We start from the raw sequence: 14,004 nt of genomic DNA, 5'->3' as shown, positions 1-14,004 counted from the left end.
AAACACGGTGCCCGGAGCGGAGAGCCCGGTCATCCTGCCTCAGCTCAGGTCGGGTGAGTGCATCGCCCGTACACCCTCGATATTCGCGTCCAGATAGTGCCGGAGTGACAGGGGCACGAGGTGTACCGCGGCGATGCCTACGCGGCTGAAGGGCACGCGGACCACCTCGTACTCTCCACAGGGCTCGTCGATCTCCGGTCCATGCCGACGTGACAGGTCCATCGACGCCAGTCGGCAGACGAAGAAGTGCTGCACCTTCACGCCGGTGACGCCGCCCCCGGCGATGTGCTCGACGGTGTCGACGAAACAAGGCACCACATCGATGATCTTGGCGCCGAGCTCCTCGTCGACCTCGCGGTGCAGCGCGTCGACGACGGTGGCGTCCTCGGGCTCGACGCCGCCACCCGGTGTGAGCCAGTACGGGTCGACGCCGGGTTTGGTGCGCTTGATCAGGATGAGGTCATCGCCGTCGAGCAGGACGGCGCGTGCCGTGCGCTTGACCACAGGACGTTCGGTCATGGCAAGAGAGTGGCCCAGGAAGTCCGATCTGAAACTCCTATCGGCCGACCGGTCACCAGTCCACGGCCGCGCGCACCAGCCACTCGTGCGCCCGCGCGATGTGCGGCAGGCCCAGCGTGCCGGCCCTCACGAGGAGGAAGTACGTGCGCAGCGGCGGCACCGGCGGGTCGAGCAGGGCCACGACTTCGCCTCGCTCCAGCGCACCCTCGCAGAGATAGCGCGGCAGCACGGCGAGGCCGGCACCGGCTGCCGCGCACTCCAGGACCGCGCGGAGATCCGGCGCGATGACGGCAGCGGAAGCAGCTGGGCGACTGTCGAAGACCGTCGCCCAGTAGCGGGAGACCAGGGGAAGGGTCTCGTGCACCTCGACCACCGGCAGCTTCTCCAGCAGCACGGAGCCTCTGTGCCGTAGCGCACCTGGTCCCAGACGCCCTGCCCAGCGAGGTGCGGCGACCAGGACGTGCTCTTCGTCGCAGAGGGTGGTCGAGGTCACCAGCCCACCGCGCGGACGGGCGGTGGTGATGGCCAGATCATGATGTCCGGCGGCCAGCCCCTCCAGCGTCTCCTCGGTGTTCGCGACAAAAGTGCTGCGCAGCGCGAGCCCTTGGGAGATCAGCGGGGTGAGGGCGGGCAGCACCCGTACGGAGGTGAACTCGGGAGGCCCTGCCAGGTGCAGCGTCCTTGCTCCCAGCTCTTCGTCGAGCCCCGCCTCGACGATGTCGACCAGCGCGTCCAGGTGAGGAGCCGCCCGTTGGGCGAGCTCGTCGCCGATGGTGGTGGGGGTCACCCCCCGGGCCCTCCGCAGGAAGAGCGGACGGCCCAGCTGTCGCTCCAGGGTGCGTATCTGTGAGGTGACGGCGGGCTGGGACAGCCCGAGCAGGGCAGCGGCCCGAGTGAACGATCCGGCCCTGTGCACCGTGACGAACGTGCGCAGCAGGGCCAAATCCATGTCCGATCCCTGCCCCTCTCCTCTTCGACGGGCGCTGCGCCATCCCGCACCGTCCCAACTATAAATATGTCGATACGCCGCTGTCGCTACTGTGATTGGACACTGACGCACAGTCAACTAGCCTTGTCCAGGCGGTTCTCAACGCAGGAACCGGGGCGGTCCGAGTCATGAGGGGGGAGACTCGGGCCGCTCGTCCCGAGCAGGACCGGCCCGGTGGACGGGGACGCCCGTCCCGGGCCGGTCCTGCCAGGACCGTGGGGGAGCGTTCAGCGCGCGGACTCGTTCAGCGCGCGTTCGACGTCCGCCAGCAGATCCTCGGGGTCCTCGGCGCCGACGGAGAAGCGCACAAAACCCTCAGGCACCGCGTCCCCGCCCCAGCGGGCCCGGCGCTCGGCGGTGGAGCGTACGCCGCCGAAGCTCGTCGCCTCCTCGACCAAGCGCAGCCCTGCGAGGAAACGCTCCGCGGTGTCCTTGTCCGCCAGTTCGAACGAGACCACGGAGCCGAAGCGCCGCATCTGCCGCACGGCGGTCGGATACGAAGCGTCGTCCGGCAGCCCCGGGTACCGGAGCCCCGTCACGTCCGAGCGCTCGGCCAGAGCCTCGGCGAGTGCCAGCGCCGTCGCGCACTGGCGGTCGACCCGCAGCTGCAGCGTGGCCAGCGAACGGTGTGCGAGCCAGGCCTCCATGGGGCCGGGGATGGCGCCGACCACCTTGCGCCAGCGCCGCACGCCGGCCGTCAGCCGGGGGTCCCGGCAGCTGACATGGCCGAGCAGGATGTCCCCGTGCCCGGTCATCCCCTTGGTGTCGCTGGCTACAGAGAAGTCCGCCCCCAGCTCGAGCGGACGCTGGCCGAGGGGGGTCGCCAGGGTGTTGTCGACGGCGACCAGGACGCCCGCGGCGTGCGCGGCCTCGACGAGCCTGCGCACATCACAGACGTCCAGCCCGGGGTTGGAGGGCGTCTCGATCCACAGCAGCTTCGCTCCGTCGAGGAGGGACAGCTGGGCATCGCCGCCGGTCGGCGCGGTCCGCACCTCGACGCCGTACGCCTCCAGCTGTTCACGCACCAGGGGGAGCGCCTGATAGCCGTCGTCCGGCAGGACCACGACGTCGCCCGTCCGCGCCTGGGACAGCAGCACGGCCGAGATGGCGGCCATCCCGGAGGCGAAGACCGTGGTCTCGACCTGCTCCCCCGGTGCCTCCAGCTCACTGATGGCGCGCTCAAGGTGGGTCCAGGTCGGATTCGTGTCCCGGCCGTAGGTATAGGGGCCGACGGGCTCGCCGGACAGGTGGAAGTGCGCGGCGAATACCGGACCGGGAAGTGTGGGCTCGTACTGCTCCGGTTCGGGCAGGCCTGCCCGGACAGCCCGTGTTCCGTCGCCCGTGGTGCTCATGTTCATTTCCTCGTCTCTCCCCGGTGTCCACCGGTCCGCTCGGCACTGTGTCATCGGAGGGGTGGATCAGTCGTCGTCGGGGAGCACCACGTTGAGCGCCCAGGACACGACCGAGATGATCAGTCCGCCCAGGACCGCGGTCCAGAAACCGTCGACATGGAAGTTCAGATCGACGACGTCGGCCAGCCAGGAGGTCAGCATCAGCATCAGGGCGTTGACCACGAGCGTGATCAGTCCGAGCGTCAGGATGAACAGCGGCAGGGTGAGAAGCTTCACCACCGGCTTGACGACGAAGTTCACCAGGCCGAACAGCAGCGCCACCACGATCAGCGTGAGGACCTTGCGCCCGGTGCTGCCACCGGTCAGCGTGATGTCCTGGAGCAGCCAGATGGCCACGGCCAGCGCACCCGCGTTGGCGATCGTCTTGACTACGAAATTCTTCATGTGTCTGATCGTGGCAGACATGATCGGTGGCGGACACCGGCGGGACAGGCCTGCACAGGCGCGAGGGGCGGACGGACGATGAAGGCATTCAGACTGGACGAGCTGGAGGCGGAACGTGCTGCGAACGACGGCGCCTATCTGCAGTTCATCCGGGAACGCAACATGTCCGTAGGCCTGTACGCCTTGGACGCCGGCGCGCTCGACCCTCAGCAGCCGCACCGTCAGGACGAGGTGTACTTCGTCGTGAGCGGCCGTGCCTCGATCACGGTCGGTACGGAGACCACGCAGGTGGGGCGGGGGAGCGTGGTGTACGTACCGGCGGGTGCCGCCCACAAGTTCCACCACGTCACCGAGGACCTGCGGGTGATGGTGGTGTTCTCCCCGCCGGAGGGCTGAGCGGCCCAGCGGTGTTCCGGCGGCCCGGACCCGATGTTCCCTAGGGGATCGTTCAGGGGACTTCAAGGGCTCCCGGGCCCCCGCCGGCCACCCCTGCGCCTCTAGCATCGGGGCAGGGACTCAGAGAGAAGAGGTAACGGCGATGGCGGTGCGGGAGATGTTCGCGGGGATGCCCTGGTGGGTGAAGTGGGTCGCGGTGCCTCTCATCGCGATCGTCGTGTTCGGCGGTCTGATCGCCAGCGTGGTCGGGTTCGTCATCGGGCTCCTGTTCAAGGTGCTGGTGTTCGTCGTCCTGGTGGGCGGCCTGATCTTCGTCGTGCGGAAGTTCATGTCCTCGTCCGAGCGCAGCGACTGGTAGGGGCGCCCGGGGCGGGCCGCGGAGTCGGCGATTAGCCCAGCTGAGCTAAGTCCACGACGAAACCTCACTCGTGACTGTACGTGCGGATACAGTGGCGTACCGCTGCCGCCAGCTGGGAAATGACGGTCCGTCACCATCCTGCCCAGTGGTTTGTGCGACCGTCCGGTCTCCGGACTCCAGGCTCGCGGCGTGCCCGTGGGGGCGGCCCCCGCGGGAGGGCTGAGAGCCCGTCACCATGCCTGGGGGTGACCTGTGACCACGGCATCGAGTACCACTGTCCCGACGTTGATCGGTTCGGTTCAGCGGGCGCTGAGACTTATGGAGGCTGTGGGCACCCATCGGGACGGGGCGCCGGCAAAGCAGCTTGCCCGAGAGGCAGGCCTTCCGCTGCCCACCGCCTATCACCTGCTGCGAACCCTGACCCATGAGGGATATCTGCGCAGGGAGAACGGTGTCTTCCTGTTCGGGGCGGCGGCCGAGCGGCTGGGCGGTGGCCCCGCGACTCCGCGTCCTGGTGTGATCGTGGACTCGCTCGCGCACTGGGCGGACGTCATCGGTGCCCCTGTGTACTGCGCCCTGTACAAGGACGGCGAGATCGAGATGATCGCCGTGGCGGACACTCCCGCCGCTCCCGCCGTGCGCGAGTGGGCCTCGTTCCGTGAGACGGGCCATGCCCACGCCCTCGGGCAGTGCCTCCTCGGGCAGCTCGACGAGCGTGCACGTGAGGATCATCTGGACCGGCACCCCGTGCGTCCGCTGACGCGTTACTCCGTGAGGGACCGTCAGGCGTTCCTGAAGCGGCTCGGCTCGATGAAACGTACGGAACCTGTCGTCGAACGGCAGGAGTACGCCATGGGAACCGTCTGCGCGGCCATTCCGATCACTGTCGGTTCCGCCGTGGCGGCCATGGCTGTTTCCCTCCCCCTGCACCAAGAGGAACGGTTGCTCGCTGCGGTCGAACAACTACGCTGTGAAGTGACCACCCTCTTGCGCTCGTTCGTGTTCTCTATCAGTATCTGAAAAATCACTCCTTGTGATCTGCTATCGCGTGCACCACGATGGCGTCAATAGGGCCATGGGGGATCATTCCTGGCCAGTTTCATCTACTGCGGGGTTGAACGATGCGCGAGTCGGTTCAAGCAGAGGTCATGATGAGCTTCCTCGTATCCGAGGAACTCTCCTTCCGTATTCCGGTGGAGCTCCGGTACGAGGTCAGCGATCCGTACGCGATCCGGATGACCTTCCACCTGCCAGGTGACGCCCCCGTCACCTGGGCATTCGGCCGTGAGCTGCTGCTCGACGGTCTCAACAGTCCCAGCGGCGACGGCGATGTGCACATCGGCCCGACCGAGCCCGAAGGGCTGTCGGATGTACACATCCGCCTTCAGGTCGGAGCGGACCGAGCGCTCTTCAGGGCCGGTACGGCACCCCTTGTGGCATTTCTCGACCGGACGGACAAGCTGGTGCCTTTGGGACAGGAGCACACGCTGGGTGACTTCGACGGCAATCTCGAAGAGGCACTGGGCCGCATTCTCGCCAAGGAGCAGAACGCCGGCTGAGCAGGAAGGTCCGGCTGAACACCGAACACCGGCGGCCCGGTTCCACGCGTCCGGTGCCCCGGCTCACGCCTTGCGGCGTCGGCCCCTCCCGGCCCGTGCGGGTGCGGGAGCTCCGGCTTCCGTGCCGAGCCCCGTGCGGTCCGCGGAGACCACGAGGGCCGCGAGTACGGTCGTCACCGGGACCGAGGCGACCAGCCCGATCGACCCTACGAGTGTCCGGACGATCTCCTCCGCGACCAGTTCGCTGTTGGCCACGGTGCCTACGCCGCTCTGGGCGATCGAGAAGAGAAGCAGCAGGGGAAGAGCCGCGCCCGCGTAGGCGAGGACGAGCGTGTTGACGACCGAGGCGATGTGGTCGCGCCCGATACGGATGCCCGCCCGGTAGAGACGCCGTACCCCCATCGTCGGGTCGGCCTGGTGCAGCTCCCAGACCGCCGAGGTCTGGGTGACGGTCACGTCGTCGAGCACACCGAGCGAGCCGATGATCACACCGGCCAGCAGTAGCCCGCTCATGTCGATGTCCGGGTACAGGCCGTGGATGAGCCCGGTGTTGTCGTCCGTGTTCCCGGACAGGCTGGCCCAGCCGATGAAGAGTGAGCCCAGCAGCCCGATCAGCAACAGCGAGATGAGCGTGCCGATGACGGCGACGGAGGTACGGGCCGTCAGACCGTGGCAGGTGTAGAGGGCGATCAGCATGATGGCGCTTGCCCCGATCACCGCGACGACCAGCGGATTCGAACCCTGCAGGATCGCCGGCAGGATGAACAGGGTCAGTACGCCGAAGGAGACGGCGAGCGCGATCAGTGCCATCAGCCCGCGCAGTCTGCCCACGACGACGACCGCGAGGGCGAAGATGCCGGCCAGGAGCGCCATCGGGAACGAGCGGTCCACATCGGTCACCGAGTACTGAAGGTCCCGAGGCGCGTCCGGGGCGTACGCCACGACCACGCCTTGGCCCTCCCTCAGCTGCCGGGGGGCATCGGGCTGGACCACCTCGACGAAGGTGCGCCCCTTGTCCGCCCCGGTCGTCACCTCGACCGTGGCCTTCTTGCACTCCCCCGTCTGCTCGTTGACGGCTTCCCGCCCCGAGGCCGTGGAGGTGTCGCCGGTCGCCGGCACCTGAGAGGCGTTGACGTCCGCGCAGTCGACCGACACGACCTTCGTCACCTGCCCGTCCTGGGTCTGCCGGTCGAATCCGACACCCGTGCGCTCATGGGCCGGGGCGCCGCCCGGCCAGAACGCCGCGAGTCCGACCAGCACCGCGGTCGCGAACGGGATCAGCACGGCCGCGATGACCTTCCGCAGATGCTTGGACACAGGAGCCGCGGGCCCGTGGCTGTGGGAGTGGCCGTGCGCATGACTCTGCGTGCTGCCTGATGCGTGGCCGTTGGTTTCGGGGCCGGGGGTTTCGGGGGCGCTTCCGGGAGACGTCACCCGTCGATCATCCCAAGAACAGGGCGGGCACTCTGGCCAGCACGCCCGAAGGGAGGCTAGCGTGGGAACACATCTGTACACGCGGGAGCTCGGAGCACCGGGCTGAGAGGGCGCTGACCTCCGTATATCCATACGGGACACGCTGCGCCGACCGCCGAACCTGTTACCGGGTAATGCCGGCGTAGGGAGTAGGTCTCATGACCACAGCGGACGCACGCACGCCTGCCTCGAAGCAGAACGCAGGGCCCACGGCGAACACCGAGAGCGGCGCCGGGGCATCCAGGAACGCCGAGGCCGGGAAGTCCATCGGCTGGCACAAGGGGTACGTCCAGGGCTCACGCCCGGACCTCCGGGTGCCGGTCCGTCAGGTGCACCTCACCAACGGCAAGGACGTGACGCTGTACGACACCTCCGGGCCGTACACCGATCCCACCACCGACACCGACGTACGCCGGGGACTCGCCCCGGTCCGGGAGAACTGGATCACCGCCCGCGGGGACACAGAGGAGTACGCGGGCCGTCCCGCTCGCCCCGAGGACGACGGCCTCAAGCACACCTCGCCGCGCGGAGGTCTGCGCAACCTCGACGCGGTCTTCCCGGGGCGCCCGCGCCAGCCCCGCCGCAGTCGTGACGGTCGACCCGTCACACAGCTCGCCTACGCCCGCCGGGGGGAGATCACCCCGGAGATGGAGTACGTCGCGCTCCGGGAGAACGTCGAACCCGAGGTCGTGCGCGAGGAGATCGCGGCAGGCCGCGCCGTTCTCCCCGCGAACGTCAACCACCCGGAGATCGAGCCGATGATCATCGGCAAGCGTTTCCTGGTGAAGGTGAACGCCAACATCGGCAACTCGGCGGTCACCTCCTCCATCGAGGAGGAGGTGGACAAGATGACGTGGGCCACCCAATGGGGCGCCGACACCGTCATGGACCTCTCCACGGGCCGCAACATCCACACCACCCGCGAGTGGGTCCTGCGCAACTCCCCCGTGCCGATCGGCACCGTTCCCCTCTACCAGGCACTTGAGAAGGTCGACGGCCGGGCCGAGGAGCTGACCTGGGAGATCTACAAGGACACGGTCGTCGAGCAGGCGGAGCAGGGCGTCGATTACATGACCGTGCACGCCGGTGTCAGGCTGCCGTACGTCCCGCTGACGGCCCGTCGTAAGACCGGGATCGTCTCGCGCGGCGGGTCCATCATGGCGGCCTGGTGTCTGGCCCACCACAAGGAGTCGTTCCTGTACGAGCACTTCGAGGAGCTCTGCGAGATCCTCGCGTCCTACGACGTGACGTACTCGCTCGGCGACGGGCTGCGGCCCGGCTGCATCGCCGACGCCAACGACGAGGCGCAGTTCGCCGAGCTCCGTACGCTCGGCGAGCTCAACACCGTCGCCAAGCGGTTCGGCGTCCAGACGATGATCGAGGGCCCGGGGCACGTACCGATGCACAAGATCAAGGAGAACATCGACCTCCAGCAGGAAATCTGCGAGGAGGCTCCGTTCTACACGCTGGGTCCCCTGACCACGGACGTGGCTCCCGCGTACGACCACATCACCTCGGGCATCGGCGCGGCGATGATCGCCTGGTGGGGGACCGCGATGCTCTGCTACGTCACGCCCAAGGAGCACCTGGGGCTGCCGAACCGTGACGATGTGAAGACCGGTGTCATCACGTACAAGATCGCGGCCCACGCCGCGGACCTCGCCAAGGGGCACCCCGGGGCGCAGGAGTGGGACGACGCCCTTTCGGACGCCCGGTTCGAGTTCCGCTGGGAGGACCAGTTCAATCTGGCGCTCGACCCCGACACCGCGCGGGAGTTCCACGACGAGACGTTGCCGGCCGAACCGGCGAAGACGGCGCACTTCTGCTCGATGTGCGGCCCCAAGTTCTGCTCGATGAAGATCTCCCACGACATCCGTCGGGAGCACGGGGACGGACAGGCGGAGATCGAGGCGGGGATGGCCGAGAAGTCCAAGGAGTTCGCCGCGGCGGGTAACAGGGTCTATCTGCCCGTGGTGGACTGACGCCGGGGCCGCTGTCTCCGGCGCCACGCCGCCGTGACCGGCCGGATCACTCCGGCCGGTGCTCGGGGCCGCCGAAGTCCGGGCTGGTGAAGTCGGGGCTGGTGAAGGTGGGGCGCGGGCCTGCCGAGGAGCCGTCCTCCGGCCCGGAGAAGTTCGGTCGGCTGTAGCCGATCTTCGGGATACGGTTGGCCGAACGGTGCGGCGTGCGCGAGGCGGGGCCAGCGGTCGGGTCGTCCAGCGCGTCCCGGAGGAAGGGCAGGATGCCGCGTTCCAGCAGGGCGTGGCGCCAGGCCTCCCTGGCGCGCGCGATGTCCTCCGGGAACTCCTCCTCCTCGTCCAGGGCGGGCAGTGCGCCGGCACCGTTCCGCAGGGCGGTGACGAGGAGCCCCACTGCCGCCACGAGGATGGCCGCGGCGGTGACGGCAGCGAAGAACCACCCGGCGGTGACCATGGTGCCGGCGAAGGCCGGGGCGGGGTCGAGCGCCGTCAGGGGGTAGCCGATCAGCAGGAATATCAGGGCTGCCGTACCGGCGAGGACGGGGGCCAGCACGGAGATCACCGCGAGCGTGCCGGCCCCCGTGGGGTCGGCTTCGCCGGTGGCGGGTCCGAGGACGGATGCCTCGGCATCCGTGTCGTCCGGTCCGCGCAGTTCACCGCGGACCTGTACGTAGTGGTCGTACTCGGTGGCCGCCGCCGCTGTGATCAGAGGCGTGGCGTCGAGTGCCATCGTCCGGAGCTGTTCCGGGTTGAGACGGTCGCCGATACCGTCCAGATCCGGACGTTCGTGAGCATGGCGCAGTGCGTCGGCCAGGATCCGCTCGTACTCGGGGCGGTCCTCGGCCAGCAGGTGCGGAGCGCTTTTCATGTGCATCCCCCGATGCTCCGTAGGGCCTGATCGACCGTAAGGGGCCGGGCGACCGGGCGGAAACGGAGGAGAGCCTGCTACTGATACGCCGATGGTAGAGCGACTACGGCATGGGGTGACAGGGTGTTTCCGGAAATAGGCCCAGCCGTTGACCGCGTCGGGTCCTGAAGCGTCTTCCCCGATGACCGTCAGTCATGCAGCGGGAGTTGGACGACCAACAGCTTTCCGGCCATGGTCACTCCGCCGTCCATGGCGATGGCCAGCCCGTCCGCGTAGACGTGCGGACCGTCCACCACGGGGCGGGCCACGTCCTCGCCCTCCTCCGATGCGACCTCACCGAGCAGATATGGAATGGGGCTGTGACCGTGGACGACGCGCCGTCCGCCGTACGTCGACATCAGCTCACGGACGGCCTCGGCGCCGCCCTCGTCCCGGAAGGCGAACCGCTTGGTGAGCTTGCGGAAGAGGTCCCAGCACTCGTCGGCGTCGTTCCGCGTGAGAATGGCGTGCACCGTGTCGTTGACGTCCTCGATGGTGGACCCGTAGTCGAGGTAGGCCGTCGTGTCGGAGTGCATCAGGAGGTGTTCGTCCTCCTCGACGACCGCGTCGAGCCGGGCCATCCACTGGAGATGGACGTCCTGCAGTCGCTCCATGTCCGTCTTCTGGCCGCCGTTGAGCAGCCAGGCGGCCTGGAAGGTCGCGGTTCCGGCGCCGGAGTTCACCGGGGTGTCGCCGAACCTCTTGGCGCCGAGCAGCAGCAGTTCGTGGTTCCCCATGAGCGCCTTGCAGTAGCCGCCGGCAGCGGCGGCCTCCGCGGAGAGGCGCATGACGAGATCGATGACGCCGATGCCGTCGGGACCCCGGTCGGTGAAGTCGCCGAGGAACCAGAGCCTGGCGTTGCCGGCGGACCAGCGGCCCTCGGCGTCGATCAGGCCCTGCTCGCGCAGCGCTGCCAGGAGTTCGTCCAGGTAGCCGTGGACGTCGCCGACGACGTAGAGCGGTCCGCGGCCGGATTCGCCGACGGGCCGGGCTTCCGGGACGGTCTGCACCTGGACGGTGTCACCGCGGTTGATCACGGGCAGATCGCGCTCGGTGGGGGTGTACCCCTCCGGCGGCTCGTCGCCCATCGCGACGTTGCCGGGGTGCGGCAGGGGCGGGCCCATTGCCACCTGCGCATACGGCGGTACGCGGAAGTCACGCAACGTCGCTGTCCGCACCACGGGTTCCTGACCGGCCCCCTGAGTCATCGACCCCTCCACCACCGTCGCGCCTCCGTACACCTGACGGGCCCTGCCTGGTAGAGGTGGTCCGCGGTGTCGTGCGCCCATCATAGGAATGCGGATCGTGCTGTGTGACGCACCAGGGGTGGTGAATCCGTGCGCACACCTGGTTCATCGGTCGTTTGGTCCCGATTAATCCGATCAGTCCCCGGCCGGTGATCGCGGAGCGCTGACCGTGGTGCGTGGTGGACGGCGCTGGGAGGACGTCCGGACGATGAGCTCCGTCGGTATCACCTGCTCCACCGGACCGTCGTGTTCCACCCCTTCGATGGCGTCGATGAGGAGCTGGATGACCGCTGTGCCGATTCTGCGGGGCTTCAACGAGAGCGTGGTGATGGGGGGTTCGGTCGACGCGTACACGGTGGACTCGCTGCAGCAGACCAGCAGGAGGTCCTCAGGGACCCGTAGGCCGTAGCGCCGCGCCGCGGCGAGCAGATCCGTGCCGTTGGGGTCGAAGAGCCCGTAGACGGCGTCGGGGCGGTCGGGGCGGGCGAGGAGGCGGTCCGCGGCGACGGCGCCCGCGCAGGGGTCGTGGGCCGGATAGGACTCGTAGACCGGATCCTGGCCGACCCGCTCGCACCAGTGGAGGTAGGCGGTGGTGGAGAGACGCGTGTAGGTGTCCGTGGTGGTGCCGGTCAGCAGCCCGATACGGCGGGCTCCCGCGGCCGCGAGGTGGTCCAGGAGGTCGAGGACGGCCGCCCGGTGGTCGTTGTCGACCCAGGCGGTGACCGGGAGGGGGCCCGCCGGACGCCCGTCGGAGACGACGGGGAGCCCTTGGCGCACGAGCTCGGTGACCACCGGGTCCTGGTCGGAGGGGTCGATGACGACGGTCCCGTCGAGTGCGACGTTGGACCAGACGTCGTGGCGTGATGTGGCGGGGAGGATCACGAGGGCGTAGCCGCGTGCGAGGGCGGCCGATGTGGCGGCTCTCGCCATCTCCGCGAAGTACGCGAATTCGGTGAAGGTGAAAGGTTCATCCCCGTACGTGGTCACGGTCAGGCCGATGAGCCCCGACTTGCCGGTGCGGAGGGTTCGGGCCGCCGCGGACGGGCGGTAGCCCAGCCGTTCGGCGACCTCGCGGACATGGTGGCGGGTGGCGTCCGGGAGCCTGCCCTTGCCGTTGAGTGCGTCGGACACGGTCGTGATGGAGACGCCCGCCGCGGCGGCTACATCCCGGATCCCCGCCCGTCCTTGCCGGCCGTTGCGCCGGGGTGTCTCTGTCCGGCTCACCTGGTGCTTCCCTGCTGCTGTCATGGCGAGCCGATAGTAGGGGTCCGACGCCGGGTGAGGCTGGTCGCATATGCCTACGTTGACAGGCACGTTTCTGCATGATCAAAAACGTGCAAATACCTTACAAAGCAAGGGCGTTGAGGGTGATGGCATTAATGTGTCATACATCGGCGCGCATGAACCTGCTGAATGGCTCATGTCTCGAAGAGGTCTCAACTCACCTGTTCGAGGGATGCGCGCCACGGAGCGAGCGACCGGCGCGCGGCGGAAAGTGCGGCGCTCCCCTCCCGAATCCACCCGGAGCCGCGCAAGGTGGGCGGTCCCCGCCGGGCAGGAGATTTCAGAGCCTGGCCATTCGCACAGGTGCCCAATCCTCATAAGGTGAGCAGTATTGATGTGTACGGATGGTCGAGGAGGACCTGCGGTGAGCGAGACGAGCCCCAAGCTGCGCGCCGAACTGGACGGCGTCCCTGCGTATGTGCCGGGCAAGCCGGCATCCGCGGAGGGGCCTGTTGCCTTCAAGCTCTCCTCCAACGAGAACCCGTACCCCCCGTTGCCCGGCGTCATGGAGTCGGTGCTCTCCGCGGCCGCAGCCTTCAACCGGTATCCGGACATGGCCTGCACCGGCCTGATGAACGAACTGGCCGACCGGTTCGGTGTGCCCGTCTCCCATCTGGCCACCGGTACGGGATCGGTCGGCGTCGCCCAGCAGCTGCTGCAGGCCACCTCCGGCCCGGGGGACGAGGTCATCTACGCCTGGCGCTCGTTCGAGGCGTACCCGATCATCACGCAGATCAGCGGCGCGACATCGATCAAGGTTCCTCTGACCGGCGGAGAGGTGCACGATCTCGACGCCATGGCCGGCGCGGTCACCGACCGGACTCGGATGATCTTCGTCTGCAATCCGAACAACCCGACCGGGACCGTGGTGCGCCGGGCGGAGCTCGAGAGGTTCCTGGACCGCGTTCCGGACGATGTCCTCGTCGTGCTCGACGAGGCGTACAGGGAGTTCATCCGTGACGCCGACGTACCGGACGGGATCGAGATCTACCGGGACCGGCCCAACGTCGCGGTGCTCCGGACCTTCTCCAAGGCGTACGGCCTCGCGGGGCTGCGGGTCGGCTTCGCCGTCGCGCACGAGCCCGTGGCGGCGGCGCTGCGCAAGACGGCTGTCCCCTTCGGCGTCAGTCAGGTCGCCCAGGACGCGGCGGTCGCCTCGCTGCGCGCCGAGGACGAGCTGCTGGGGCGGGTCGGTTCGCTGGTCGGTGAGCGTGCCCGGGTGTACGAAGGGCTCGTGCGGCAGGGCTGGACCGTTCCGGAGTCCCAGGCGAACTTCGTGTGGCTGAGGCTCGGGGACCGGACGCTGGAATTCGCCGCGGCCTGCGAGCAGGCGGGTGTGGTCGTGCGGCCCTTCGCCGGTGAGGGCGTCCGGGTCACGATCGGTGAGGCCGAGGCCAATGACGTGTTCCTGAAGGTGGCGGAGTCCTTCCGTCAGGGGTTGTAGCGGCCGTCGGCTGTAGCGGCGCGGACGTCCCGCGACGGCCCTCCGCCGGCCCCG

Annotated in this window: 14 protein-coding genes; 6 read left to right on the top strand and 8 right to left on the bottom strand. The window is 68.6% G+C overall.

Translation table 11 applies throughout. The features are described from left to right. Positions 1-39 precede the first annotated feature (39 nt). The 4 genes from ABT001_RS07270 to ABT001_RS07255 form a co-directional block, all read right to left on the bottom strand. Positions 40-519 (bottom strand): NUDIX domain-containing protein, encoded by a 480-nt coding sequence (locus ABT001_RS07270; RefSeq protein ID WP_351273569.1) that lies wholly within the window; start codon positions 517-519, stop codon positions 40-42. 52 nt (positions 520-571) lie between these two features. Beyond that, positions 572-1,468 (bottom strand): LysR family transcriptional regulator, encoded by an 897-nt coding sequence (locus ABT001_RS07265; protein ID WP_351273566.1) that lies wholly within the window; start codon positions 1,466-1,468, stop codon positions 572-574. Positions 1,469-1,734: 266 nt separating this feature from the next. Then, positions 1,735-2,859: a cystathionine gamma-lyase gene (locus ABT001_RS07260; RefSeq protein WP_351273564.1), complete on the bottom strand. Its 1,125-nt coding sequence runs from the start codon at positions 2,857-2,859 to the stop codon at positions 1,735-1,737. A 66-nt stretch (positions 2,860-2,925) separates the two neighbouring features. Further along, complete coding sequence (locus tag ABT001_RS07255) at positions 2,926-3,303, bottom strand: phage holin family protein (protein WP_351273561.1); 378 nt, start codon at positions 3,301-3,303, stop codon at positions 2,926-2,928. Between the two features lie 78 nt (positions 3,304-3,381). On the opposite strand from ABT001_RS07255, the gene ABT001_RS07250 reads away from it, so the two are divergent. The 4 genes from ABT001_RS07250 to ABT001_RS07235 all read left to right on the top strand — a co-directional run bounded on the left by ABT001_RS07250 (position 3,382) and on the right by ABT001_RS07235 (position 5,616). Next, on the top strand, positions 3,382-3,699 hold the full coding sequence (locus ABT001_RS07250; RefSeq protein ID WP_351273558.1) for a cupin domain-containing protein: 318 nt from the start codon (positions 3,382-3,384) through the stop codon (positions 3,697-3,699). A gap of 148 nt (positions 3,700-3,847) precedes the next feature. After that, a complete protein-coding gene (locus ABT001_RS07245) occupies positions 3,848-4,057 on the top strand; it encodes a DUF5326 family protein (protein WP_351273683.1) in 210 nt (69 codons plus the stop codon). 252 nt (positions 4,058-4,309) lie between these two features. Next, on the top strand, positions 4,310-5,077 hold the full coding sequence (locus ABT001_RS07240) for an IclR family transcriptional regulator (RefSeq protein ID WP_351273556.1): 768 nt from the start codon (positions 4,310-4,312) through the stop codon (positions 5,075-5,077). 101 nt (positions 5,078-5,178) lie between these two features. Further along, a complete protein-coding gene (locus tag ABT001_RS07235; RefSeq protein ID WP_073750747.1) occupies positions 5,179-5,616 on the top strand; it encodes an SsgA family sporulation/cell division regulator in 438 nt (145 codons plus the stop codon). 63 nt (positions 5,617-5,679) lie between these two features. Here the strand turns inward: ABT001_RS07235 and ABT001_RS07230 are convergent, their stop codons facing one another. Then, a complete protein-coding gene (locus ABT001_RS07230; RefSeq protein ID WP_351273553.1) occupies positions 5,680-7,050 on the bottom strand; it encodes a YibE/F family protein in 1,371 nt (456 codons plus the stop codon). Between the two features lie 197 nt (positions 7,051-7,247). Here ABT001_RS07230 and thiC point away from each other — a divergent pair, with 197 nt between their 5' ends. Continuing rightward, complete coding sequence (thiC, locus tag ABT001_RS07225) at positions 7,248-9,071, top strand: phosphomethylpyrimidine synthase ThiC (protein WP_351273551.1); 1,824 nt, start codon at positions 7,248-7,250, stop codon at positions 9,069-9,071. Positions 9,072-9,117: 46 nt separating this feature from the next. Here the strand turns inward: thiC and ABT001_RS07220 are convergent, their stop codons facing one another. From ABT001_RS07220 to ABT001_RS07210, 3 genes are all read right to left on the bottom strand, one after another. After that, the gene (locus ABT001_RS07220) at positions 9,118-9,942 is read right to left on the bottom strand and encodes a hypothetical protein (protein WP_351273548.1); all 825 of its coding nucleotides are present in this window, start codon (positions 9,940-9,942) and stop codon (positions 9,118-9,120) included. Positions 9,943-10,124: 182 nt separating this feature from the next. Then, positions 10,125-11,198 (bottom strand): metallophosphoesterase, encoded by a 1,074-nt coding sequence (locus ABT001_RS07215; protein ID WP_502967433.1) that lies wholly within the window; start codon positions 11,196-11,198, stop codon positions 10,125-10,127. 159 nt (positions 11,199-11,357) lie between these two features. Next, a complete protein-coding gene (locus tag ABT001_RS07210; RefSeq protein ID WP_351273542.1) occupies positions 11,358-12,470 on the bottom strand; it encodes a LacI family DNA-binding transcriptional regulator in 1,113 nt (370 codons plus the stop codon). 400 nt (positions 12,471-12,870) lie between these two features. On the opposite strand from ABT001_RS07210, the gene hisC reads away from it, so the two are divergent. Further along, on the top strand, positions 12,871-13,950 hold the full coding sequence (hisC, locus tag ABT001_RS07205) for a histidinol-phosphate transaminase (RefSeq protein ID WP_351273539.1): 1,080 nt from the start codon (positions 12,871-12,873) through the stop codon (positions 13,948-13,950). The last annotated feature ends 54 nt before the right edge of the window (positions 13,951-14,004 follow it).

It is taken from the genome of Streptomyces sp. NPDC002793 (assembly GCF_040295485.1).
GTDB lineage: Bacteria > Actinomycetota > Actinomycetes > Streptomycetales > Streptomycetaceae > Streptomyces.
This window is presented reverse-complemented; position numbering and strand designations above follow the sequence as displayed.